We start from the raw sequence: 22908 nt of genomic DNA, 5'->3' as shown, positions 1-22908 counted from the left end.
TAGACCGGGTGCACGGTGCTGCAACCGCCGGTTGAACCGTTGCTGGCGCAGGCCCGTGACCAGCTGCCACCGCCCAGCGCGCTTCCGGGTGAGCCAGTGTTCCAGCCGAAATGGGGTGGTTCTCCGGACACTTGAAGTTGTCTCATCCGAGTGACAGCTCGACGTCTCTCAGTGCGCCTCCGATCGGCACCGGAAGACTGCACAGCCCTGCAGCCTCGCTCCACAGGCGTGGACGCGAACCGTGACGTCCACATAACATGTCACTGTTAACTTAACGGCGACAACCTGAGGGGCCGCGATGACCATCACCGCGCAAGACGTCTACACCTTGGCGCCGTTCGCCAGGACGCTCGGGATACGCTTCGGATCCCTCAAGGCCGACGCTGTCACCGCGCAACTCGCCTACACGCCCGAGCAGTCCACCGTCGGCGCCGCGATGCACGGCGGGGCACTGATGGGGCTGGCCGATGTAGCCGGCGCCGTGTGCGCCACGCTGAACGGGACCGCCGACAGCGTCCCCGCGACCATGGAATCCACCACCCACTTCCTGCGGCCCGTACACGGCACCGGCGCCTTCGCGAGCTCCCGCCCGCTGCACGTCGGCAACTCAACGGTCGCCGTCGAAATCGACATCAGGGATGACAAGGACCGGCTCTGCGTCCGCGTCACTCAACTCGTCGCCCTCCGGAGGCGCCATGACTAAGGGACCCGGCCAGACCACGGCCGACGGCCGCGCCAGCACAACCGAAGGCCGTCGGCGCAGTCGCGCCAAGCGAGGCCACGGCGGCCGACTGAGGGACGAGCTCATCGAAGCGGCCGGCACGCTGCTCGACGACGCCGGCGAGGACGGCGTGACCATCCGTGCGGTGGCACAGGCTGTCGGGGTCAGCACCCCCTCGGTGTATCTGCACTTCGACAACCGACTGGAACTGCTGCACACCGTGTGCCTCGGGGTCTGGGACGAGCTCGGCCGACGGATGCTGAGCATCAGCGCCCAGACCACCGACCCGTTCGCCGAACTCCACCAGCGCAGTGTCGCCTACATCAGGTTCGGGCTCGACCATCCCCTGCGCTACCGCCTGGTCGCGACCGGACCCGCGACAGCCGCCACTGAGCAGGTCGCCGACGCCTGCTTCCGATTCCTGCGGGAAACGGTGCAGCGATGCGCCGACGCCGGCGTGCTCCACGGCGATGTGACGGCGCTGACTCGGGCCATCTGCGCGTGCCTGCACGGTGCCGTCTCGCTGCTGATCCTCCAGCCGACCTCGAAATGGCCCGACGACATCCCCCAGTACGCAGACGATGCCGCCACCCTCGCCTGCCAGGGCGCCGCCGCCCTCTCACGCGCGCACCATGGCCGCTACGAAACGTGAACTGTTCTGCCCTGGGCAACGCTCCGCTTCGCCTCGCTGGCGTTCTCATCGGCCGACGGTTGGCGCAGCGGTCGGCGGCCTGCGCGGGGCGGGGAAAGGGCCGGTCCTGGTCCTCCATGCCCTTGCGGTAGTGCTGGCGCAGTTCGCCGCGCTGTCCGAAGAAGATCCGCCGGGCCAGGCGGTGGCGGGCCTCAGCCTGGTGGCCAGTGTGGCGAAGCGGGGCAGCTATGGCACCCAGCGCCCCAGCTTCTCCGTCAGTCGCGCGGCCGAAACCCGTCAGGGCATCGGTACGGCCGCTGTCCCCGGACCGAACAGAACCCGGCCGTAGTCCTCCGCGACGGTGTGGGGGCCGAACTGCGGGTGGCGCATGATGACCGCCAGGTCGCGCCAGATGCGCCGCAGCGAGGCGCCCGGGGCGAAGCCGCCCAGGCTGTGCGGGTCCAGCAGCCAGTCCACTGCCTCCCGGCATTCCTGCGCGGCGGACGCCATCTCCGCCCGCATGCGTGCGTGTTCCCGCGCGGGGCGGAACACGGAGTTCGCAGGAGCATGGAGCTGATGGAGCCGGTCGTCGAGGGCATCCGCTACGCGCAGAACGCGGCTTGTCGCCGAGTCGAGGAGCCGGCAGGCGGTGGTGAGCCACGGCCGGGACGGTGGGTGATGGACGGCCGACGTGAGGGCGTCGACGCCCGCCGACACTTTCTCCATCGCGTGCTGGGCGCCGCGTGCGGCTCCGAGCAGCGGGGCGAGCATGACGACGGCGATGCCGAGCAGTGCCGTCGAAGCGGCGGGGAAGCCGGGGGCCCGGTCCGCTTCGGCGGTGGGGAACACCACGTAGGCCGGGGGTACCGCCACGTCCTGGGCCACGAGCGTGTGACTGCCCGTTCCAGCCATGCCGGTGACGGGCCGGTCGCGTTCGACGGAGAGGTCCCTGGTCGAGATCAACGCCGGGCAATACAGGGCGGGTTGGCCCTCCGCGTGCACGGGTACCGCGAGGACCGCCCACGCCGAGTCCTCGCAGCCGGCGACGGCCTGCCACCGCCCCGAGACGATGAAACCGTAACCGGTCCGCTCGCCCAGGGCCCTCAGCGGTGTGGTGGAACCGCACATGATCGCGTCTGGGTCGGCGAACAGAACCTCGCGGGCGGCCTCGGGGAACACCGACGAGCACACGGTCTTCAAGGCCGCGGACAGTGCGGTGATCCACGCCGTCGACGGACACCCCTGCCCCAGTTCGGCGATCACCCGCACCTGGGTCCGCAGACTGGCTCCGGCCCCACCGGCATCGCGCGGGACGCCCATCGCGAACAGTCCGGCCCGCCGTACCACCGCCAGGGAATCCGCGGCCGGACGCAGATCATGCTCCGTCCGTGCGGCGTTCGCCGCCAACGTCCGTGCCGCGGTGCGGGCCCGCTCCACCAACTCCTCGTCGCAGGCGGCCGCGGGAGTTTCTCGCAATTCAGTACTCATGCCAGATCCTTTGCATCCGCATCACTGAGAGTTAATTGCATGCGAGTCCGCTGCAGAGTTCGGAAGGAGACAGGGACGCCAGGTCAGAATGCGGGCGTACCGGCGACAGCCGCAAGGCGACCGCCGCCGGATTAATTGGCACTGGCGGGGAATAATTCGACAGGGAGGAAAGCGGATATCGATCCTAGCGGAACGTAAACCTAGGTTCGCTTGGTGAACAGGCCCGGCTGGGCGTGTTCGGGGGTTCGGGTCAGCCAGTCGCGGTGCAGCAGCGGCAGGGTGTACTCCATGTCCTGGACGCCCGTGGCCGGCAGGTGGAGCTCGAAGCGTGTGCCGGGCCGGCCGTCAGGGCGGTCCGACACGGTGATGTGGCCGCCGTGGAGGGCGGCTTGCTGGGCGACCAGGGTGAGGCCCAGGCCGGAGCCGGGGCTGTCGGGGCCGCGGTGGAAACGCTGGAAGATCTCCTCGCGGCTTTCGGGAGGGATGCCGCGGCCGTGGTCGTCCACCACGAGCACCGCGGTCGCCTCACGCCCACCGAGCGGCGGGCGCAGGGTCACCTCGATGCGGGCGACGCCGTCTTCGGCGCGGCCGTGGGTCCAGGCGTTGGTCAGCAGGTTGTCCACCGCCGAGCGCAGACCCTGCTCCCAGCCGTCGACACGCACCCCCGCGGTGGTGCGTAGGGACACTTCGGCGTCGGGGCGGGTGCGCCGCAGGTCGGAGACCGACGCCTCCACGAGCTCCCCGAGGTCCAGTGGCGAGAACGCGTCCGCCTCGATCAGGTCGCCCTGTGCGAGCGCCTTCAGCATCACCAGCAGCCCGAGCAGCCGGGTGTGTTCGCGCCCGAGGTCCCCGAGCACCTCCGCCCGGTCCTCGGGGTCGAGGCCGGGGTGGTCGGTGAGGATGTCGAGGTTGGTGCGCATGCTCATCAGCGGGGTGCGCAGCTCGTGGGAGGCGGTCGCGGCGAACGCGCGGGCGGTGGCCAGCGCCTCCCCGGTGCGCGCGACCTGCTCGTCGTAGCGGGCGAGTACGGTCTGCACCGTGTACGCCAGGTCGTCCACCTCGGTGACCCGGGTCGGCGTGTGTTCCAGGCGTACGGTGCTGGTCCTGGGGTCCAGTCCACTGGTACGCCGCTGAAGCCGCCGTAGCGGAAGAACCGCCCGGGCGGCGATGGCCCAGGCGGTGGCACCGGCCAGTGCGGCGGCCACCAGCGCACCGGTCAGTACCCGTTGGCGCACCAGCGCCAGTTCGTCCTCGGCCGTGTCCGGTGACAGCAGCCACAGATTCGGGGTGTTGCTCTCTTGCGCCGCGGCACCGACGCACAGTGACAGGACGAGCCAGTCCTTGCCGCCGGAGGTCACGGTGACGGGCGTCGGGGCGTTGCGGGGCAGCGTGGGGTTCGGCTCGGGCTGCGGGCCGGCCGAGATCGTGTCCTGCGGCCCCTTCAGCCGGACGCCCACATCCCGGGCGGAGTTGATCAGCCGGCGTCGGCGGACCTGCTCCAGGAGCGGGTGGTCGGTCCCGGCCACGTCCAGATACGCCTTGGCGTTCTGGGCGACGACCGTCGCGCGGGCGCGTAGTTGGTCGTTCTGGTGCGTGCGCAGGTCGCTGCTGACCAGGTGCAGCAGCAGCCAGCCGGAAGCGAGGACCAGCACGGGCACGCTCACGCCGACCGCGAGCGCGATACGGGTGGACAGTTTCACGGCGTGCCCTCGATGTGCGGGGTCTGGCGGTCCGCGCGCAGGACGAAACCGACCCCGCGCACGGTGTGCACCATCCGGGGCCGGCCGCCTGCCTCCAGCTTGCGCCGCAGATAGCTGACGAAGGTGTCGACGGCGTCACTGCGGACCTGGAAGTCGTATCCCCAGACCCACTCCAGCAGTTGCTCGCGGGTGAGCACGATGCCCGCGTTGCGGGCCAGGATCTCCAGCAGCGCGAACTCGCGCCGGGTCAGTTGCAGTGGCCGGTCGTCCAGAACGGCCTGGTGGGCGGCCGGGTCGAGGACGAGGCCGCCGACGCGGAGGAGGGCGGTGGCAGCCGGCGGGCGGCGGCGCAGCAGGGCGTGCAGCCGCAGGACCAACTCCTGGAGTGCGAACGGCTTGACCAGGTAGTCGTCCCCGCCCGCCTGTAGGCCCGCCACCCGGTCGGCCGTCTCGTCCAGCGCGGAGAGCATCAGCACGGGTACGTCGTCGCCGTCGTCACGCAGGGCCCGGCACACGTCGATACCGCTGAGATCGGGCATGCTGACGTCCAGGACGACGATGTCGGGGCGGCCGACGCGGGCCTCGGCCAGACCGCTGTGGCCGCCGTCCGCGACCGTCACCGTGAATCCGCTCAGCCTCAGCCCCCGTGCCAGTGACCGCCGTATCGCCGCGTCGTCGTCGACCACCAGGACCCGCCCGGCCTTGCCTGCCATGCACACCTCGGTTTCACCGCGTCGAACGAGCTTGCCCGGAGGAGACCGATCAAAGCACGGGCAGGCTCTGCCCGAGACCGCAGGTGCGCCTCGTCCGGTACTGCGACGGCGTACATCCCATGATGCGGCGGAAGCTCCGCGAGAAGTGCTCGGAACTGGAGAATCCGCAGCGCCGTCCTATGCGGGCGATGGTGTCGTCGCCGGTCTCGAGATACTTGCGGGCCAGGTCGATCCGGAGTTCGGTGAGATAGCGGTACGGGGTGAATCCGGTGGTGGCCTTGAAACAGCGTACGAAGTGGAAACGGCTGAAGGAGACCAGGGACGCCAGGTCGCCGACCGAGACCGGTTGTTCGAGGTTGGCCCGCATATAGGACAGAATCGTCTCGAGCTGCCCTGAGCTCAGCAGACCGGCTGTCCTGCCCGAACCGGACGAGTGCGGCGCGAGCAGGTGGGCGGCGATGAACTGCGCCGCCGACTGCGCGTACAGGTCGTCAGCGCCGACCTCGCTCGCGGCCGCCACCGCCTTCACCATGGCCGCGAGGAGCGGGTCGAACCGCGTCACCGGGTGCGGATCCGACAAATATGGGACGCGTGACCGCAGGTCCTCCTCGGTGATGAACCGGCGCAGCGTGTCGACCGGGAGGGTGAGGGTGGCGATCGTCACGGGCTCGTCACCGGTCGGTGCCACGACCAGCGTCCGGCTCAGCCCCGGGGGAATGATGCACACGTCGTCGGGAAGTGGGAACGCCTCTTTCCCTGTCCGTGTGCCATGACCTTCGCGAATTTCCAGAAGCCCCCTCAGATGGGCATTAAGTTTGATTCCTGAAGACGACGGCACATGGAACGTGTGGACGCCCTTCTTGAACGTTTGCTTCCACACGTGCAGGGAGTTCCATGCTTTGCTCCCCACCCCGCTGGTTACCTCCAACGCCCGGTTTCCTCTCGTCCGGTTCCACGGCTCTCGATGCAGGTGCCGTGTATAGAGTGCAGGGGAATCAGAGGCTGCCGCAAGGCGACTGGTCCGGATTAATTGGCCTGAGCACGGAATAATTCGGCGGGAGGCAATCTGATGTTGACCGGGGCGGATTCCTGCTGCCACGCTCCCAACATGATTCGCACTCGTCAATTGCTGACACTTGCAGCCGGCTTGGCGGCGATGGTGTTCGCCGCTCAGAGCGGAATGAGCGCGGCGACAACCCACGCCACCGCCCCCACCGTGAAGCCGGCCGCGGCCACGGCAGCGGCCAAACCGAACATCGTCTTCGTACTCACCGACGACATGTCCACAAACCTGCTCCAGTACATGCCCGAGGTGCAGAAGCTCCAGTCACAGGGCACGTCGTTCAGCGACTTCGTGGTCAGCAACTCGCTCTGCTGCCCGTCCCGTTCGTCCATCTTCACCGGTGAGTACCCGCACAACACCGGCGTCCTCAGCAACACCGCAGGGTCCAACGGCGGCTTCAAGGCCTTCCACGACAACGGCCTGGAGAAGGACACCTTCGCCGCCGCCCTGAAGGCCAAGGGCTACCGCACCGCGATGATGGGCAAGTACCTCAACGGTTACGACCCCAAGTCCACGGTCGACGGCCAGCAGCCGTACGTGCCGCAGGGCTGGAGCCAGTGGGACGTCGTCGGCAACGGCTACCCGGAGTACAACTACAAGCTCGCCCACAACCACAAGATGGAACCCCACGGCGACAAGGACAAGGACTATCTGACCGACGTCCTCAGCAAGAAGGGCCAGTCCTTCATCAAGAAGTCCGCGGCGGCGAACAAGCCGTTCATGCTGGAGGTCGCCCTCTTCACACCGCACGGTCCGTCCACGCCGGCCCGCCGGGACAAGAAGGACTTCCCCGGCCTGAAGGCGCCGCAGGGCCCCGCCTTCGACAAGCTCCCGACCAACGCGCCGCCGTGGCTGGCCCGGCAGAACCCGTTGACCCAGAGCGAGAAGACCGCGATCGACAAGAAGTTCCGCAAGCGCGCACAGTCGCTCCAGGCGGTCGACAAGATGCTCGGCAAGCTGCGCCAGAGCCTGACCAGCGCCCACGTCGCCGACAACACCTACGTCGTCTTCAGCTCCGACAACGGCTTCCACCTCGGTGAGTATCGGCTCAAGGCGGGCAAGCAGACGGCCTTCGACACCGACGTCCGGGTGCCGCTGGTGATCGCAGGACCCGGTGTCGCGGCCGGACGGACGAGCCACGCCCAGGTGTCGAACATCGACTTCGCGCCCACCTTCGAGAAGATCGGCGGCGCCGCGGTGTCGTCCAAGGTGGACGGGCACAGCATGCTGCCCCTCCTGGACGGCGGCTCGGACGCGGGCTGGCGCACGGCCAACCTGATCGAGCACCGCCACGCCAAGCCGGCTCATGGCGACCCGGACAACGACGGCACCGAGAGCGTCAGCCCGCCGAACTACCACGCCATGCGCACCAACTCCTACACCTACGTCGAGTACGACAGCGGCGCGAAGGAGTACTACGACCTGAGCACCGACCCCGACGAGCTGCACAACATCGCCGGACAGCTGAGCCAGGCCCGCCTGGCGAAGCTGCAAGACGCGCTGACCGGGCTGAAGAACTGCCACGGCGACGGCTGCTGGAGCGCCGGACACCCGTAGCAGGGCTTCCCATGGGTGCCCTGGCCGCCCGCCGCGGCCAGGGCACCGCGTGGGCGGGCGTCCGCGCGCGCCCGTTTCCCCAGCGTGTTCCGTCACACACAGCACTGGAGAGAGGAATTTTCCGCATGTTCTCGTCCGACGCCCACCCGCCCACCCGCCGCAGAGCGCTCGCCTCGATGGCGGGTGCCCTCGCCGGATCGGCGATCGTCTCCGCCGCCCCGCGCGCCTTCGCCGACTCCGACGGCGCCGACCCGGCCGCCGAGGCCGCGCGAGGGGGGCTGCCGCTCACGGTCGTCAACAGCAGCGGCAAGTTCGCCAACGGCAAGGTCCACCTGTACGTCGTGGGCAGCAAGGGAGACCGGCAGGTACGGCTCACCCGGCGGGGCACCCTGGCCCCCGTCAAGCTCTCCGACAACCACGCGGGCGGCTTCGCCGACTACTCCATCCCGCTGACCGCCCACGGCGCGACCAAGCTGCGACTGCCGCAGATGTCCGGACGCATCTACGTGGCCCTCGGCCACAAGCTGAAGTTCAAGGCCGTCAGGGGCGCCGACGGCAAGATCGGTCTTCAGCAGCCGGCCGGCTGGGTGGAGTCCGACCCCAACTTCTCCGTGCTGCACGACTTCGTGGAGTTCACCCACGACGCGTCCGGCATGCACTGCAACACGACCATGGTGGACATGTTCAGCGTTCCGATGATGATCGGGCTGAACGGAGCGAAGAACCACAGCACCGGCCGGCTGCCCGCCGGCGGCCGCGTGAAGGTCTTCAACGCCCTGAGGAACCACCCGGACTTCAAGCACCTCGTCATAGCCGACCGGCGCGTCATCGCCCCGAGCCACGGCCTCGACGCCGGCCGGTTCCCCCAGCACTACTTCGACGACTACATCGACAAGGTCTGGCACACCTACCAGAACAAGAACCTCGTCGTCAGGACGAACGCGGGCACATTCACCGGCCGGGTCAGGAACCAGCAGCTCACCTTCAGCGGCCCCGCGCAGGTCTCCTTCGCCAAGCCCTCCACCCGTGACGTGCTCTTCTGCGACGGGGCGCTCGCCGCCCCCAACGACGGGATCACCGGCCCCGTCGCCGCCGCCCTGGGCGCCGCGTTCAACCGCTCGACGCTGCTGAGCCACAGCAAGCAGCCCACCACCCGCGCGGCCACCTTCTACGACACCGCCGTCACCAACCACTACGCCAAGGCCATTCACGCCGCGACCAGCAACGGCAAGGCCTACGGCTTCGCCTTCGACGACGTCGCCGACTGGGCCTCCTACATCGAGGACCCCACCCCCCAGCACATGCACCTGACGCTGACCCCGTTCTGAGACACCCGCTCTTGCGTGCAGCAAGCGACCACCGAGGGAGTACCAGGTGAAGAGATTACGTGAGTTGCTTCTCGCGGCCGTGCTGTGTCTCATGCCGGCCGTCGCGTCCGCCGGAGCCGCGCATGCCGCCGTGGCCGACGATTCCCGCACCGTGCCCGCCGCTACCACCGTCGCCGCACCCGAGGCGAGTGCGGCCGCCGGCGCCCACACGGTGACGTTCGTCAACCGGTCCGGGAAGAAGCTGTGGATCGGCAGCACCGTCAACAAGGACGAGCCCGACGGAGATTCGAAGAACCTGAAGTCGCTGCCCGTGCTCAAGCCCGGGCAGTCGGCGACCGTGACCATCCCGGAGGACAAGGCCCCCCACCACTGGCGGGGCAAGTTCTTCGCCCGCCAGGGATGTTCGGGCAAGTCGGGAAGCACGTTCCACTGCGCCGTCGGCGACTGCGGAGTATTCGCCCAGCGCTGCAAGGCGGGCGAACAGCCGGTCAGCCTCGCCGAGTTCAACTTCGACAAGAAGGACACGAAGGCGCCCTGGTACGACGTCAGCTACGTCAACGCCTTCTCACTCCCCATCACCATCGCGCCCAAGGGAGCCGAGAAGGTCACCAAGAACGGCTCGTGCTCGCAGCAGGGTTGCCGGAAGAACCTGCTGCGTTACTGCCCGAAGGCCGACCGGCAGCACAACTCCGCCGGGAAGACCGTGCTGTGCGTGAACCCGAACCGGGATGCCACCTCCGCCTACAGCGATGCCATCAAGAAGCACTGCCCCAAGGCCTACGCCTGGTCCAAGCAGGACCAGGAGACCGGCAACAAGACGATGCGGCAGTGCGCCAAGTGCAAGGGCTTCGTCGTGACGTTCTGGTGATCCCATGACCCCATGACCCCATGACCCCCTGCTCCACGAGTCGGCCGCCCCGCGAATGCTCCCGCGGGGCGGCCGGCTCATGTTCGGTTCAGACGCGTCGGCTCAGGCACGTCGGTTCAGAGGCATGGGTTCAGAAATTCACGCCGAAGTCCTGCGTCCAGTACGGGCCACCCGCCGAGCCGGACGCCTTCACGTAGCCGACGCCTATGTGCTTGAGCGAGCAGTTGAGGATGTTCGCCCGGTGGCCCGGCGACTTCATCCACGCCTTGACCACGCCGGCGGCGGTGGCCTGACCGGCCGCGACGTTCTCCGCCAGTGAGCTCCAGCCGGTGTAGCCGGCTGCCTCGAACCGGTCCACCATGGTGCTGCCGTTGGAGCCGGTGTGCCCGACGTAGTGGTCTTGCGCCATGTCCACCGTGTGGCGCTGCGCGGCGGGCGCGATCAGCAGCGCGGCGGGGGCGATCGTGCCCACAAGTGCCGTCGCCAAGTACCGGTGAACAGACAAGAGTTCTCTCTAATCAAGACAGGAATCGAGAGCGGTAACTCAAGCCATCCGGCGACGTTCCGGTACAGCGCACCTAAATTGCTTCAAGACCGGCCGCTATTGCTCTCCGTCACCAGCGCAGGATCCTGTCCTCGGCGCGCACCGCGTTGTGCGCGAACTCCCAGAAGTCCAGGTGTCCGATGGCCAGGTTCACATGCACATCGTTGACCAGTGTGGGCGACAGTCGGAACTCGCAGCCGAGTTCCTCGTCGCCTTCTTCCAGCTCCTCGGGTCTGGTGGAGACCGCGAGGAGGCTGTGGTCCGTCCACCAGATGGTGGCGGACTTCGAACTCGCCGTTGTCGCGCTCGAACTCCCCGAGCAACAGCTGCGAGCAACAACTGCCGTTCCCGAAGCAATTTCTGAGCCCTTTCTCCGGGCGGCGGCAGGTAGCTTCGTATCCGGGTTCCGATGGGCAACCCGCCTTTACTCAAAGGAGTTTCCCGTATGCGAAGGCTACGTGCCGTCTACGCCGTGCTCACCGCCGCATTGATAGCGATCTCCGCGGTCAATCTGAGCACCAACACGGCGTCCGCCGCAGAGCAAAGCGGTGGATTCGTCGTCAGCAAGGCTCAGTACAACAAGATGTTCCCGCACCACAAGAAGCTCTACACCTACGAGGGGCTGGTCAAGGCGATGAAGGCATTCCCGGCCTTCGCGCACACCGGCGACGCCAAGACCAAGAAGCGTGAGGCCGCGGCCTTCCTCGCGAACGTCAGCCACGAGACCAGCGGGCTGATCTACATCAACGAGCAGAACAAGGCCAACTGGCCGACCTACTGCCAGCAAGAGCCCTACGGCTGCCCGGCCGGCCAGTCCGCGTACCACGGCCGCGGCCCGCTCCAGATCAGCTGGAACTACAACTACAAGGCGGCCGGCGACGCGGTCCACATCGACCTGCTGAACCACCCGAACCTCGCGGCGACGAACCCCGTCGTGACCTGGAAGCTCGCGCTCTGGTACTGGATGACCCAGTCCGGCCCCGGCACCATGACGCCCCACCACGCGATGGTCAAGAGCGGCGGCTTCGGCGAGACCATCCGCAGCATCAACGGCGCCATCGAGTGCAACGGCGGCAACCCGGCCGAGATGAAGGACCGCGTTGCCAAGTACAAGAAGTTCACCAAGATGCTCCACGTCGGTGCCGGCGCGCACCTCAGCTGCTGAGGGAGGCGTCATGCGGAAGGTACGCGTCCTCGCCCTGCCGTTCCTGCTCTCGGCCGTGCTCGTGGCCGGCAGCCAGAGCGCCACGCCCACTGCGTTCGCGGCCGACGGCCATTCCGTTGCCGCCACCTCCGCGGCGAAGAAGAAGGGCATCAGCGCCTGGAAGTTCGACGGCGTCACCAAGGCGCTCGCCGACTCGAACTCCGGCTGGTTCTACACCTGGTCGTCGGGCAAGGGAGGAATCAAGCCGCCGCGCGGTGTCGAGTTCGTGCCCATGATCCATGACGCGGGCTCGGTGACGAACAAGGAGCTCGGCCTGGCCAAGAAGCAGGGCAAGAACCTGCTCGGCTTCAACGAGCCCGACAGGTCGGATCAGGCCCACATGACCGTGAAGCAGGCACTCGACCTGTGGCCCCGGCTCCAGTCGACCGGTCTGCGGCTCGGCGCCCCCGCCGTGGCCACCGGCGGCGATGTCGCCGGCGGCTGGCTGGACCGGTTCATGAAGGGCGCCGCCGCCCGCCACTACCAGGTCGACTTCATCCCCCTGCACTGGTACGGCGCGGACTTCGACGCCCAGCGCGCGACGGGGCAGTTGCGCAGCTATCTCGAGGCCGTGCACAAGCGCTACAAGAAGCCGATCTGGCTCACCGAATACGCCCTGACCGACTTCTCGTCCGGCACCCCGCGCTATCCGTCCAAGGCGCAACAGGCCGCATTCGTGAAGCAGTCGACGGCCATGCTCCAGCACCTGGACTACGTCCGGCGCTACGCGTGGTTCACCCTCTCCACCGACCACGGCGACGGCACCGGCCTTTACCACGGTGCGACGGCCAACCGGGTGGGCGTCGCCTATCGCTCCGCGGGCTGAACACAAGATCAATCAGTCAAAATCACGAGAAACGAGGGAAAGAACATGAGCAAGCGGACCCTGCACGCCTCCATCGCGGCCGGTGCGGCCGTACTGACCGCGATGGTCGCCCTGGCTCCGGCGAGTTCCGCCGCGACCGCCTCCGCGCAGGCTCAGAGGCCGAAGTGCTGGGCGACGCACTACGGCCCGATACCCGCCGGCAGCACCACCGCCAACGGCGACATCTTCGACAACAGCAAGAACACCGCGGCGACTTCGCTCACCCGCCATCCCCAGCTGCCCTTCGGCACGAGGGTGCGGGTCACCAACGTGGCGAACGGCAAGTCCCTGGTCGTGCGCATCAACGACCGCGGCACGTTCAAGCACACGAAGGCGGAACCCAAGTGCCTGGACCTGACCGACGGCGCCTTCAGGCGGCTCGGCGGGAGCCTCAACCCCGACGCCGGTCACATCGTCGTCCGGCAGAAGGTGCTGAAGTGACCCTCTGAGGTAGACGGGGTGACCGGCGGCCGGAGCGGCTGACGTCTCCGTGTCACGGTATGAGCGCCCGGGTTGCCTTCCGCAGCCCGGGCGCTTCGTGATCCGGGTGCCGCCGGAGCAGAGCGAGGGCGCCGAGGGCGGTGCCGGTATCGCCGAGTCCGGTCGGAATCACTCGGGGCGCCCCGTACGAGCAGCGCGCGACGTGCGTGTCGAGCATGTGCTCGATCGGTGCCATCAGGGCTCGACCGGCGTCGACCAGCTCGCCGCCGATGACGATCAGGTCGGGTCCGACGGCATGGCTCACATCGGCCAGCACCCTGCCGACCTGCGTGCCCACCCGTGCCAGAACCGCGTGCGCGGCCGCGTCGCCGGACTCCAGCGCGCTCACCAGTTCCGGCAGGTCCGCTGCCGCGGTTCCCGCGGTGCGGCAGGCGTCGAGTACGGCCCCGATCGACGCCACTGTCTCCAGGCATCCGATCGCACCGCACTCGCAGGGCGCGCCGCCCGGGTCCACGGTGATGTGGCCGAACATCCCGGAGCGGCCGTGGGCGCCGCGGTGCAGTGTGCCGGCCATCACGAGTCCGCCGCCGACGCCGTGCGACAACCGCAGGTACAGCACGTTCTGTTCACCCGCGGCGGCACCCCAGATCGTCTCGGCCAGGGTGGCCAGCCGGGTGCTGTTGTCGATCAGTGCCGGTGCGCCGAAGCGTTCGCGCACGCGTGCCGCCACGATGTCGTGCCGAGGCGCCCACAGCGGGCCCTGCCCCGGCGTGCCGACCGGTCCGACCACCCCGACGCCGATGCCGTTCAGGGCGCCCGGTCGCAGCGTCCCATGCGTCAGCTTGTCCGCCAGTCGCCACGCAAGGTCGATGCGGGTCTGCCACGGGGTGTCGGGGTCGTGCGGTTCGCCGGTGGTGCCGACGATCTCGTGCGCCGCGTTCATCGCGGCCACCCGCACCGCCCGTCGCGCGAACTCGATGCCGAGCAGCCGGCCGGCCCCGGGGTTCACGGTCAGTACCTCCGCCGGGCGGCCCCGCTTGCGCCGGGCCGCCTCCGGAACCGAGGCGAGGACGCTGCCGTTGTCCATCAGCGCCCCGACGGCGTCGTAGAGCGTGGTGCGGGACAGACCGCTCAGGATCCGTAAGTCTCCCCGAGTGAGCGGACCGTGCTCGCGCAGCAGGCTCAGTACCAGGGCCTCGTGCGCGCTGGAGGCCCGTGTCGTCGTCTCAGTCAGCATGGCGGAAGGCGCCCCCCTCTTTGAGCACAACTGTTGCGTGAGGGGACGGAGATCAGTCGTCCGTCCCCCGTGGCGCAAGAAGCTAGAGGGCGTCTTTGTGGGAATTCTGTGGAGCCACTCAGAGGGAGGACACCTGGGCGTATGCGGTGTTGCCGCGCGCCGGAGGGGCTGACGCCGCCCGGGTCAGGGTTGAGGCGTGACGTGCACCTGCACGGTCAGCGTGCCGCTGTTGTCCTGGGAGCAGGCACCGGAGGCGTCGTTCATGCCCAGTTGCAGGCGGGCGTCGCCGGTCGCCCGGAAAGTCAGCTTCCGCCCGACGATGTGCATCGGGAAGTCCTGCTCACCCACGAGTCGGGCCAGCAAGGAGCCGAACGGAGCCCCGACTTTGACCTTGCAGGCATTCGTTCCCTCCGGCAGCTGGTTGGTTTTCGGGTCGTAACCGGCCGGCCCGGTCATGGGCAGCCTTCGGGAGTTGGCCGTCCATTCTCCGGACACGAACTGGACGGTAATCCGGTCGCCCTGATGGACGGACACGCCGGTGACCGGCTGCCAACCGGCCGTCGACTCGACGACCTGACGGGCCGTTTTCGGAGTGCTCGGAGTGCTCGAAACGTTCGAAGCGTTCGAAGCGTTCGGAGTTTTCGGATCATCCTTGAGCGGCAGCGTTCCGGTGAGGAAGAGACCGCCCGCAACGCCCGCCGCCAGTATGGCCGTTCCGGCCAGCCCCCATCGCAGCCGCTTCGGCCACGCCGAGCGGGATGACTGCGCCTGCGGCTGCGGCTGTGGGAGTTCGAGCGGCGTGGTGTGGCGCCCCGGCGGCACGGTCTCCGCGGCCGGGACGCGCCATTTCGGGTTGGCGGCCATCGTGTTCGCGTCGGCCATCGGGGCCGCAGGCCGGAGCGCGAGTACGGTCGCCGGCGGCAGGAACTCGACGTCCGGCTCGCCGGCCACGACGCCTCGCAGCGCGGAACGCACGGCTGCCGTCGAAGGACGCTCGGCCGGGGACTTGCGCAGCAGCGCTTCGACGACCGGGCGCAGCGGACCGAGCCGCTCCGACAGGCTGGGTTCCTCGTACGCCACGGCGTGCATCGTCGCGGGTGCTCCCGGCCTGCGGAAGGGGGACTCGCCGCAGCACACCGTGGCGAGTGTGGCGCCCAGTGACCACAGGTCGGAGGCCGGTCCGACCTCTGTTCCCATCACGCGCTCCGGCGCCATGAACTCTACGGAGCCGACCACCTGACCGGTGCTCGTCAGGAACTCGCCGTCGTCCAGGGCCGCGATGCCGAAGTCGGTGAGGACGGCGCTGCCGTCACGGCGCAGCAGCACGTTGGCGGGCTTGATGTCCCGGTGCAGAGTCCCGACCGCGTGGACGGCGTCCAGCGCGTCGATCAGTTGCAGGCCGACGGCGGCGGTCTGCTGCGGTGTGAGCGGTCCGGTCTCGGCCGTCCGATTCGCCAGTGAGGACCCTTCGACGAGTTCCATGACGATCCACAGCCGGTCCTCGGACTCGACCAGGTCGTGGACTCCCACCACATGGGGATGCGGCACCCGGGCGACCGCGCGGGCCTCGCGGATGGCACGCCGTACCCGTACGCGGTGGTCCTCGTCGCCGTCGGTGAGGACGTGCAGTTCCTTGGCGGCGACCGGCCGGTCCAGCAGTTGGTCGTGGGCGCGCCAGACCGTGCCCATGCCGCCTCTGCCGAGGACGTCGTGAAGCAGATACCGTCCGGCGATCACCCGTTCCGAACGCGTGGTCACCTGGTCACCATCTCCGGATATCACGCGCTCTCACGTTTCCTTTGGGAGCGGTGTCCGCCGGAGCGCTCCAGCCGCCCGCGGAGCAATCCGCGCGCATGTCCGCCGAGGTTGATGCTGGGATCTGCCGGTTGCGACGCCGGCCTGCCCGGTGGGGCGCCCGCTGTATCTCCCCGAACTCGCGGGCCGCGGACCGGAGACGGCGCCGACGCGGTCCACGGCCCACCGGGTGTTGCTCCGCAACGGCCTGGTCCTCACCCAGGAGGCCGATCTTGTCTTAGCTGGAATGGGAGCTTCCTTTGCTGGGTTCGTCCGGGCCAAGCGCTACGTGCGGAGGTGTGACACGGCCGGCGTCCCGCCGCTCGATCCCGAATCGCGGTTACTGGTTCGATCCACTCGGCACTCGTTTGCCCTGCCGTGAGCCTTTGCCAGACGCTAGAACCATGAGGAGAGCGGCAGCAAGGTCCGAAGGGGAGGATTAAATGCCCTGTCGCGCGGATTAATTCGAGGATCGCCGGGCCGACCTCCGCCCCGAACATCACCGCGGCCCGGCTCCGTGCCTTCGGCTCAAGTCAGCCGGCGCACCACGCGGTGGCGCAGGTGGACGACTCTCGATCCGAACGTGCGGGTCTCGACGAGTTCGAGATCCACCCGGCGCTCGCGCCGGGGAAAGAAAGAACGAGATGCCACCGCCGACCAGCACCGGGTAGACCCTCAGGGCTTCGTCAAAGTTGAGCCGTGGGTCTCGATCTGCAGGCGCTGTAGTCCGCGTACGGCGAATCCGTACTCGCACAGCGTGTGCAGGACATCGACGCTGAGCCCGCGGCCGCGGAATGCGGGGCGCAGGGCGATCCCGATGTGCGCCGTCCGGTTGTGTGTGTCAATGCCCCAGAGCAGGGCCTCGCCGGCCAGCTCCTGCGACTCCAGCTCGACAACGGAGAAGCACGCTGCCTCGTCCGACGGTCCGGTCGCGGCAAAGGATAAGTGATCCGAGCCTGGTTGGACGGGCCGCCACGGGCGAGAGTCGGCGCGGGACCGTGTGGCCACATCGTCGGAGGTTCGCGGGGCTGCCGGTCGATCGTGACGAGGTCGAGGAGGCTCTGGAGGCGGCGTTCGAGCTCGACGGCGAGGTCACCGGCGCGGTCAGCGGCATGGGTCGCTGCCATCTGGACCTCGAAATCGCGGAGGGCTCACACCCTGCTGCGGCCCTGGAGCGGCTTCGGTCAGTGCTGTCCGAGCTGGGCGTCGCGGACTGTGCGACCTTGAACGCCAGTGAGTGATCGGGCCGCGATTCGCGCTCGCCCGGCCCAGCGGATGCCCTTCTTGCTGCGGACCCGGGCGCGTTCACGGCGCTCTGCCGCCAGGACGTCCCGGTGACCGGCCCAGCTTGGTCGGGCGGGTGGTGGCCGTCTGGGCGCCGAACTCCTCGTCGTCAGGACTGATCAGGCGGGCCGGCCTCCGGCCCACTGTGCGACATCCGCGAGTTCTCCTGAGCCCGGATAGGTACCCGAGGCGCGCCGGCTCCGCTCAGGGCTGATCTCCGTCACCGGCCCGCGATCGGAACGGCCTCCTGGCGCACGCGCGTCCGGTAGCGCTGCGGCGACTCCCCGACAACGCGCTTGAACGCCGTGCTGAACGCGCTCTCCGAACCGTAGCCCAGCTCGGCGGCGAGCGCCGCGACGCGGGCGTCGCCGTTCCGCAGCGCGCGCTGGGCCAGCAGCATGCGCCACCGGCCCAGGTAGGTGAGCGGCGGTACACCGGCGGCCTCGCGGAACCGCTCCGCGAATGTGGTCCGGGACATCGCGGCGGCGTGCGCCAACTCCTGCAGTCCCCATGCGTGTTCGGGGCGGCCGTGGAGCAGGTCGACGGCGGGGCGCAGGCGCTCGTCGACGAGCAGGCGCAACCAGCCGGAGGGCAGGAGGGTCTGGTCGACGTAGCAGCGCAGCACCTCCAGCAGGAACAGTTGGCCGTACTGCCGGATCGCGAAGGCCGAGCCGAGCCGGTCGCCGGTCGCCTCGTCGAAGAGCCGCCGCAGGGCGGCGAGCAGCCGGTCCCCGTCTCCGGCGGCGGAGGACCGGATGTGGGCCACTGGTGGAAGCGACTCCAGCAGGAGCGTCCGCCCGGCCTCGTTCACGCTGACGCACCCGCCGATCACGACGTCGTCGACGGCAGGGTCCGAGCCCGCGAAGCGGGCGGTGGAGAAGTCCGACTCCGGCTGGATCTCGTGGCGCGGCGCCGCGCCGGCCTCGAAGGCCACCCACGAGCGCCCGGTGAGGATGGCCACGTCACCCGCCACGAGGTCGATCGGTTCGACGACGCCGTCGGTGGTGAGCCGGGCGCGCCCGCTCACCATCGCGAAGAACTTGACCGGATCGGCCAGCGGGCCGCGGGCCCACCACCCGCCGCGGGCCGCGACGCCGCCGGTCAGCACGCTGCGCACCTCGACCAGGTCGAGTGCCTCGGAGAGTCGGTCGGGATCCACGTGCGTACTTTCGCGCAAGAAATCGGGATGCACAAGTATTCATAGTCCGGCGAACGACAGACAGGCTGGTGTCAGCGACACGGCAGGACGACCTGAAGGAGACACCATGCGCTACCGCAGCCTCGGCCGGACCGGGATCAAGGTCAGCCCCTACGCCCTCGGCGCGATGATGTTCGGCGCCCTCGGCAACCCCGACCACGACGACTGCGTCCGCATCATCCACCGGGCGCTCGACGCCGGCATCAATCTCGTCGACACCGCCGATATGTACGCGCACGGCGAGTCGGAGGAGATCGTCGGCCGGGCGCTGAAGGGACGACGGGCCGACGTCGTGCTCGCGACCAAGGCCCGGAACCCGATGAGCGACGAGCCGAACCACCAGGGCGCGTCCCGGCGCTGGCTGGTGCGCGCGCTGGAGGACTCGCTGCGCCGCCTCGACACCGACTACGTGGACATCTACCAGATCCACCGCCCGGACCCCGACACGGACATCGAGGAGACCCTCGCGGCCCTCACCGATCTGCAGCGGGCCGGAAAGATCCGCACCTTCGGCACGTCGGCCCTGCCGGCCTCCGACATCGTCCGGGCGCACTGGGTCGCCGAGCGGCGCGGGCTGGCCCGGCCGCGCACCGAGCAGCCGGTCTACTCGATCCTGAACCGGGGCATCGAGCGCGAGGTGCTCCCGGCGGCACAGGAGTTCGGCATGGGCACCCTGGTCTGGTCGCCCCTCGGCGGCGGTCTGCTGACGGGGCGGTACCGCAAGGGCCAGGAGGCCGCGACGCACCGGTCGAGGTACGGCTTCCGGCACCTCACGGACGACCGTCGGCTCGACGTGGTCGAACAGCTCATCCCGCTGGCCGAGGAGGCCGGCCTGCCGCTCACGCATCTCGCGATGGGCTTCGTGCTCGCCCACCCGGGCGTCACGTCCGCCCTCCTCGGACCGCGGACCATGGAACACCTGGACGACCTGCTCGCGGGCGTCGATGTCACCCTCACCGACGACGTGCTGGACCGGATCGACGCGATCGTGCCGCCCGGCACCGACACCGGCACGCTCGACATGGCCTACCAGCCGCCAGCCCTCCAGCGCCCCGAACTGCGCCGCCGACCGGCCGGCGAGCGCGCGGCGGCATGACGTCGGCTCCGGCCGGAGCCCTGCCTGTGCCTGTGTCGCCCCCGGCTGGTGTGAGGCACAGCGAAAGCGTCACTATTAAGCGCGGTCTGACCGTCAGCTGGTTGGTCCGGCGCGGTCCCGGGGACCGCGCCGGACCAGCCTTGCGCTGTGGCGCTGTCAGTCGTCCAGGACTGCCAGGGCGTCGATCTCCACGAGGAGTCCCGGCGGGAGCTGCATGTAGACGGTGGTGCGGGCGGGGAAGGGCTCGCCGACGGCCGCCGCGTACGCCTCGTTCAGCTCGGGCAGGTGGGCGGGGTCGGTGAGGTAGACGCGGAGCATGACGACGTCCTCCAGGCCCGCGCCGGCCGCCTTGAGGACGGCGGTGACGTTGCGCAGGACCTGTGCGGTCTGCTCGGCGACGGTGGTTCCGACGACCTCGCCGGTGTCCGGGTCGAAGGGGAGCTGTCCGGAGACCTGCAGGACGGGGCCCTTGCGGATGCCCTGGGAGAGCGGGGCCGGCAGGGAGGGGGCGTTCTCCGTGGTGATGACGGTTCTGGTCATGGTGTTCCTCGTGGTGGCGGTGTCCGGTGGCAGGGGTGGGCAGGCGAAGCGCATGGAGGGGTGTCAGCTCCAGACCTGTCGTTCCTGGCTGCGGGGGTCGTCGATCTGGGTCCACTGGGCGTCGATGTGCATCGTGGCCCGGCGCTCGGTGTCGTAGGGGTCCCAGCCGGGGTCGCCGGTGGTGGCGAACCGGATCCAGGTCTCGTGCATGCGGGCGGCGAGATCCACGGGGGGCTTGTCGGGGCCGAGCAGGGCGGCGGGTCCGACAAGCTGCGGCAGATGCGTGAGATCGAAGACGAAGGGCAGCTCGACCGCGTGCGTGGCGCCGAGTTCGCCGTCCAGGGCGTGCGAGCGCCAGGCGAACTCGTAGGCGAAGGTCGCGGACTCGGGGTGGGCGGCGTGGGCGCCGGCCAGGGCCCGGGTGCCCGCTCCGAACAGCGCGTCGGCCATGATGGCCGAGCGTAGTTCCGCGAAGGAGGCCTCGGGGCGGGACTTGCGGTAGGTCTCGACGAGCCGCGCCGGATCCGGGTGCGAGCGCGCCGCCGCGTCGTCCACGTCCTCGGCGGTCGAGGAGGCGTACTTGCCCACCGGGACCAGGTAGAGGTTGCCCTCTTCGGTGTTGGTGCCGACGAGCAGGTCGACGTCCGAGCTGTGCCCGGCGGCCACCGAAACGGCGGGCTGGGTGTCCAGGACCAGGCTGAAGGGGCTGAGGCCGATCAGCGGGTCGTGGTGGGTGGCGGTCTGCAGGTCGATGCCCGCGAGCTTGGAGGCGGCCTCCACAAGACGCTCGTCGGAGATCTCCGCGAAGGCGTCCACGTGCGGCTCGACGCCCAGGACCTCGGCGGCTGCGACTGTGACGCGGGCGGCCTGCTCGGTGGTGAACGCGCCCAGGCCGCTGCCGCTCTGCACGATCGCCCTGCGGAACAGTCCCGCGGCCTCCGCGGTGGCGAGGACGCCGCCGACGACGGTGGCCCCGGCCGACTGGCCGAAGAGCGTGACGTTGTCCGGGTCACCGCCGAACGCGGCGATGTTCTCCCGCACCCAGCGCAGCGCGGCGACGACGTCGAGCAGGCCGCGGTTGGCGGGGGCTCCGGGGAGGTCGAGGAAACCGGCGATGCCGAGCCGGTAGTTGAGCGTGACGAGGACGACGCCGTCCCGGGCGAAGGCGGAACCGTCGTACATCGCGGACCGCGTCGAACCGGCGACGAATCCGCCGCCGTGCACGAACACCATGACCGGCAGGTCGCTCTGCGCGGCGGCGGGCGTCCACACGTTGACGGTGAGGTAGTCCTCGCCACGGCTCCAGCCGGTGCCGAAGTAGGGGGCCATGTCGATGCTGCCGAGCTTGCGCTCGGACTGCGGCGCGTTGGGGCCGGGGACGGTGGCGTCCCGTACGCCGTCCCACGGCTCGTGCGGCTGCGGCGGCGCGAACCGGCCGGCGCCCAGGGGCGGGGCGGCATAGGGGATGTTCAGGAAGGCAGCGGTTCCGTCGTCCTGGCGCAGACCGCGGACGGCTCCCTGCGCGGTGGTCACGACGGGTTCGGGGTGGTGGCTCATCTCTGGTGCCTTTCCGCGGGCTTCAGCCCTGCTCGGTGTACGGGGTGAAGGGCGCCCAGCCCTTGATGGCGAAGGTGCTTCCCTCGCGTACGACTTCGGTGGCGCCGTGGCCGCCCAGGTGGGCGGGGATCACGAGGGCGTTGTTGTCGGCGGCCCAGCCCAGCACCTTGCGGCGGGTGGCGCGGGCTTCGGCGGGGTTCTCGCAGAAGCAGCTGTTGGCGTCCGGTTCGAGGATCTGCACCGGGCTGTGCAGCATGTCGCCGACGAACACCGCGCGGTCCGTGCCGGAGGTGAGGGTCAGGACGGAGGAGCCGGGCGTGTGCCCGGGAGCGGTGTCCAGGCGCAGGTTCGCGTCGATCTGGTGGCTGTGCTCCCACAGCTGCGTCTGGCCGGCCTGGTGCACCGGGGCCACGCTGTCCTCGAAGACGTTCTGGTTGCCGCGGCCGAGCAGCGGCTTGTGGCCGTTCTCCGGGTTCCAGAAGTCGAAGTCGGCCTTCGGCATCAGGTAGGTGGCGTTCGGGAAGGTGGGCACCCACTGCCGCCCGTCCAGGTAGGTGTTCCAGCCGACGTGGTCGATGTGGAGATGTGTGTTGATCACGATGTCCACGTCCTCGGGCTGGACGCCGGCCCGGGCGAGGTTGGCCAGGAAGTCCGTTTCGAGGTGGCTCCAGACCGGGGCGTAGGGACGCTCCTTGTGGTTGCCCACGCCGGTGTCGACGAGGATCGTCCTGCCCTCGCTGCGCAGCAGCCAGGTCTGGATCGCGGAATTCACGATGTTGGTCTCGGAATCCAGGAAATGCGGGGTCAGCCAGTCGGCACCGTTCTCCCAGACTTCCTTCGAGCTTTCCGGGAAGAAGGTGTCGGGCGTCATTTCGACAGAACCGTAGTATTCCCATACCCGGGTGATGGAGACATTGCCGAGGGTGATCTGTTCCATGGGGTTTCCTTGGAATTCGGAGGATTTACTCAACCGTACGAGCGGCCCCGGCGGGCGCGGTATCCGTCACGTGACTGCACCTGTGTGTACAGCCCTGAGCGTGGCGTTTCCGCTTGTAGGCCAGGTGAATGGCGAGGCGGCT

The 22908-nt window shown here is 69.2% G+C and carries 21 protein-coding genes and 1 pseudogene; 9 read left to right on the top strand and 13 right to left on the bottom strand.

All coding sequences use genetic code 11. From position 1 onward, the window contains the following. The first annotated feature begins 298 nt into the window (after positions 1 to 298). Entirely contained in the window at positions 299 to 703 is a 405-nt protein-coding gene (locus tag ABZ865_RS24175; RefSeq protein ID WP_361233926.1) for a PaaI family thioesterase, read from the top strand. Beyond that, on the top strand, positions 696 to 1373 hold the full coding sequence (locus ABZ865_RS24170; protein ID WP_361233922.1) for a TetR/AcrR family transcriptional regulator: 678 nt from the start codon (positions 696 to 698) through the stop codon (positions 1371 to 1373). The genes ABZ865_RS24175 and ABZ865_RS24170 overlap by 8 nt, the downstream gene beginning before the upstream one ends. A 276-nt stretch (positions 1374 to 1649) precedes the next feature. Here the strand turns inward: ABZ865_RS24170 and ABZ865_RS24165 are convergent, their stop codons facing one another. The 4 genes from ABZ865_RS24165 to ABZ865_RS24150 form a co-directional block, all read right to left on the bottom strand. After that, entirely contained in the window at positions 1650 to 2840 is a 1191-nt protein-coding gene (locus ABZ865_RS24165; protein ID WP_361233920.1) for an acyl-CoA dehydrogenase family protein, read from the bottom strand. Between the two features lie 200 nt (positions 2841 to 3040). Next, complete coding sequence (locus ABZ865_RS24160) at positions 3041 to 4540, bottom strand: HAMP domain-containing sensor histidine kinase (protein WP_361233917.1); 1500 nt, start codon at positions 4538 to 4540, stop codon at positions 3041 to 3043. Continuing rightward, complete coding sequence (locus tag ABZ865_RS24155; protein ID WP_361233914.1) at positions 4537 to 5253, bottom strand: response regulator transcription factor; 717 nt, start codon at positions 5251 to 5253, stop codon at positions 4537 to 4539. The genes ABZ865_RS24160 and ABZ865_RS24155 overlap by 4 nt, the downstream gene beginning before the upstream one ends. Before the next feature lie 49 nt (positions 5254 to 5302). Next, complete coding sequence (locus ABZ865_RS24150; protein WP_361233910.1) at positions 5303 to 6133, bottom strand: AraC family transcriptional regulator; 831 nt, start codon at positions 6131 to 6133, stop codon at positions 5303 to 5305. A gap of 246 nt (positions 6134 to 6379) precedes the next feature. Between ABZ865_RS24150 and ABZ865_RS24145 the strand changes: the two genes are divergently transcribed. The 3 genes from ABZ865_RS24145 to ABZ865_RS24135 all read left to right on the top strand — a co-directional run bounded on the left by ABZ865_RS24145 (position 6380) and on the right by ABZ865_RS24135 (position 10069). Beyond that, positions 6380 to 7873, top strand: a complete 1494-nt coding sequence (locus tag ABZ865_RS24145) for a sulfatase (protein ID WP_361233907.1) — start codon at positions 6380 to 6382, stop codon at positions 7871 to 7873. A gap of 125 nt (positions 7874 to 7998) precedes the next feature. Next, positions 7999 to 9201, top strand: coding sequence for a beta-1,3-glucanase family protein (locus ABZ865_RS24140; RefSeq protein ID WP_361233904.1), 1203 nt, complete (start codon positions 7999 to 8001; stop codon positions 9199 to 9201). Between the two features lie 46 nt (positions 9202 to 9247). Next, complete coding sequence (locus ABZ865_RS24135; protein ID WP_361233901.1) at positions 9248 to 10069, top strand: thaumatin family protein; 822 nt, start codon at positions 9248 to 9250, stop codon at positions 10067 to 10069. Between the two features lie 130 nt (positions 10070 to 10199). Here the strand turns inward: ABZ865_RS24135 and ABZ865_RS24130 are convergent, their stop codons facing one another. Beyond that, on the bottom strand, positions 10200 to 10574 hold the full coding sequence (locus tag ABZ865_RS24130) for a CAP domain-containing protein (RefSeq protein ID WP_361233898.1): 375 nt from the start codon (positions 10572 to 10574) through the stop codon (positions 10200 to 10202). Between the two features lie 484 nt (positions 10575 to 11058). Here ABZ865_RS24130 and ABZ865_RS24125 point away from each other — a divergent pair, with 484 nt between their 5' ends. Genes ABZ865_RS24125 through ABZ865_RS24115 form a run of 3 tightly spaced genes read left to right on the top strand, consistent with a single transcriptional unit; the run spans position 11059 to position 13123 of the window. Next, positions 11059 to 11778 (top strand): chitinase, encoded by a 720-nt coding sequence (locus tag ABZ865_RS24125; RefSeq protein WP_361233895.1) that lies wholly within the window; start codon positions 11059 to 11061, stop codon positions 11776 to 11778. 10 nt (positions 11779 to 11788) lie between these two features. After that, positions 11789 to 12643: a glycoside hydrolase family protein gene (locus ABZ865_RS24120; RefSeq protein WP_361233892.1), complete on the top strand. Its 855-nt coding sequence runs from the start codon at positions 11789 to 11791 to the stop codon at positions 12641 to 12643. 45 nt (positions 12644 to 12688) lie between these two features. Next, the gene (locus ABZ865_RS24115) at positions 12689 to 13123 is read left to right on the top strand and encodes a septal ring lytic transglycosylase RlpA family protein (RefSeq protein ID WP_361233889.1); all 435 of its coding nucleotides are present in this window, start codon (positions 12689 to 12691) and stop codon (positions 13121 to 13123) included. 52 nt (positions 13124 to 13175) lie between these two features. Here the strand turns inward: ABZ865_RS24115 and ABZ865_RS24110 are convergent, their stop codons facing one another. The 5 genes and pseudogenes from ABZ865_RS24110 to ABZ865_RS24090 all read right to left on the bottom strand — a co-directional run bounded on the left by ABZ865_RS24110 (position 13176) and on the right by ABZ865_RS24090 (position 18597). After that, the gene (locus ABZ865_RS24110) at positions 13176 to 14360 is read right to left on the bottom strand and encodes an ROK family transcriptional regulator (protein WP_361233886.1); all 1185 of its coding nucleotides are present in this window, start codon (positions 14358 to 14360) and stop codon (positions 13176 to 13178) included. 183 nt (positions 14361 to 14543) lie between these two features. Further along, the gene (locus ABZ865_RS24105) at positions 14544 to 16118 is read right to left on the bottom strand and encodes a protein kinase (RefSeq protein WP_361233883.1); all 1575 of its coding nucleotides are present in this window, start codon (positions 16116 to 16118) and stop codon (positions 14544 to 14546) included. Between the two features lie 564 nt (positions 16119 to 16682). After that, positions 16683 to 16830, bottom strand: a pseudogene (locus ABZ865_RS24100) (dihydrofolate reductase); the annotation flags it as partial. Further along, positions 16830 to 17162 (bottom strand): GNAT family protein, encoded by a 333-nt coding sequence (locus ABZ865_RS24095; protein ID WP_361233880.1) that lies wholly within the window; start codon positions 17160 to 17162, stop codon positions 16830 to 16832. The pseudogene ABZ865_RS24100 and the gene ABZ865_RS24095, both read right to left, overlap by 1 nt. A gap of 496 nt (positions 17163 to 17658) precedes the next feature. Then, complete coding sequence (locus tag ABZ865_RS24090; protein WP_361233876.1) at positions 17659 to 18597, bottom strand: AraC family transcriptional regulator; 939 nt, start codon at positions 18595 to 18597, stop codon at positions 17659 to 17661. A gap of 106 nt (positions 18598 to 18703) precedes the next feature. Between ABZ865_RS24090 and ABZ865_RS24085 the strand changes: the two genes are divergently transcribed. After that, positions 18704 to 19732, top strand: a complete 1029-nt coding sequence (locus tag ABZ865_RS24085; protein WP_361233873.1) for an aldo/keto reductase — start codon at positions 18704 to 18706, stop codon at positions 19730 to 19732. A 156-nt stretch (positions 19733 to 19888) separates the two neighbouring features. On the opposite strand, the gene ABZ865_RS24080 is transcribed toward ABZ865_RS24085, so the two are convergent. From ABZ865_RS24080 to ABZ865_RS24070, 3 genes are all read right to left on the bottom strand, one after another. Beyond that, positions 19889 to 20272, bottom strand: a complete 384-nt coding sequence (locus ABZ865_RS24080; RefSeq protein WP_361233870.1) for a Rid family detoxifying hydrolase — start codon at positions 20270 to 20272, stop codon at positions 19889 to 19891. 63 nt (positions 20273 to 20335) lie between these two features. Then, positions 20336 to 21829: a carboxylesterase family protein gene (locus tag ABZ865_RS24075; protein WP_361233867.1), complete on the bottom strand. Its 1494-nt coding sequence runs from the start codon at positions 21827 to 21829 to the stop codon at positions 20336 to 20338. A 22-nt stretch (positions 21830 to 21851) separates the two neighbouring features. Then, positions 21852 to 22766 carry an MBL fold metallo-hydrolase gene (locus ABZ865_RS24070; RefSeq protein WP_361233865.1) on the bottom strand — a complete coding sequence of 305 codons (915 nt, stop codon included), beginning with the start codon at positions 22764 to 22766 and terminating at the stop codon, positions 21852 to 21854. Between the last annotated feature and the right edge of the window lie 142 nt (positions 22767 to 22908).

It is taken from the genome of Streptomyces sp. NPDC047085 (genome assembly GCF_040643735.1).
GTDB lineage: Bacteria > Actinomycetota > Actinomycetes > Streptomycetales > Streptomycetaceae > Streptomyces.
This window is presented reverse-complemented; position numbering and strand designations above follow the sequence as displayed.

Excerpts from the sequence above, each read along its gene's own strand:
- ABZ865_RS24070 (WP_361233865.1), bottom strand. The coding sequence starts at position 22,766 with ATGGAACAGATCACCCTCGGCAATGTCTCCATCACCCGGGTATGGGAA.
- ABZ865_RS24115 (WP_361233889.1), top strand. The coding sequence starts at position 12,689 with ATGAGCAAGCGGACCCTGCACGCCTCCATCGCGGCCGGTGCGGCCGTA.
- ABZ865_RS24075 (WP_361233867.1), bottom strand. The coding sequence starts at position 21,829 with ATGAGCCACCACCCCGAACCCGTCGTGACCACCGCGCAGGGAGCCGTC.
- ABZ865_RS24165 (WP_361233920.1), bottom strand. The coding sequence starts at position 2,840 with ATGAGTACTGAATTGCGAGAAACTCCCGCGGCCGCCTGCGACGAGGAG.
- ABZ865_RS24120 (WP_361233892.1), top strand. The coding sequence starts at position 11,789 with ATGCGGAAGGTACGCGTCCTCGCCCTGCCGTTCCTGCTCTCGGCCGTG.
- ABZ865_RS24175 (WP_361233926.1), top strand. The coding sequence starts at position 299 with ATGACCATCACCGCGCAAGACGTCTACACCTTGGCGCCGTTCGCCAGG.
- ABZ865_RS24125 (WP_361233895.1), top strand. The coding sequence starts at position 11,059 with ATGCGAAGGCTACGTGCCGTCTACGCCGTGCTCACCGCCGCATTGATA.
- ABZ865_RS24110 (WP_361233886.1), bottom strand. The coding sequence starts at position 14,360 with ATGCTGACTGAGACGACGACACGGGCCTCCAGCGCGCACGAGGCCCTG.
- ABZ865_RS24140 (WP_361233904.1), top strand. The coding sequence starts at position 7,999 with ATGTTCTCGTCCGACGCCCACCCGCCCACCCGCCGCAGAGCGCTCGCC.
- ABZ865_RS24155 (WP_361233914.1), bottom strand. The coding sequence starts at position 5,253 with ATGGCAGGCAAGGCCGGGCGGGTCCTGGTGGTCGACGACGACGCGGCG.
- ABZ865_RS24170 (WP_361233922.1), top strand. The coding sequence starts at position 696 with ATGACTAAGGGACCCGGCCAGACCACGGCCGACGGCCGCGCCAGCACA.
- ABZ865_RS24080 (WP_361233870.1), bottom strand. The coding sequence starts at position 20,272 with ATGACCAGAACCGTCATCACCACGGAGAACGCCCCCTCCCTGCCGGCC.
- ABZ865_RS24085 (WP_361233873.1), top strand. The coding sequence starts at position 18,704 with ATGCGCTACCGCAGCCTCGGCCGGACCGGGATCAAGGTCAGCCCCTAC.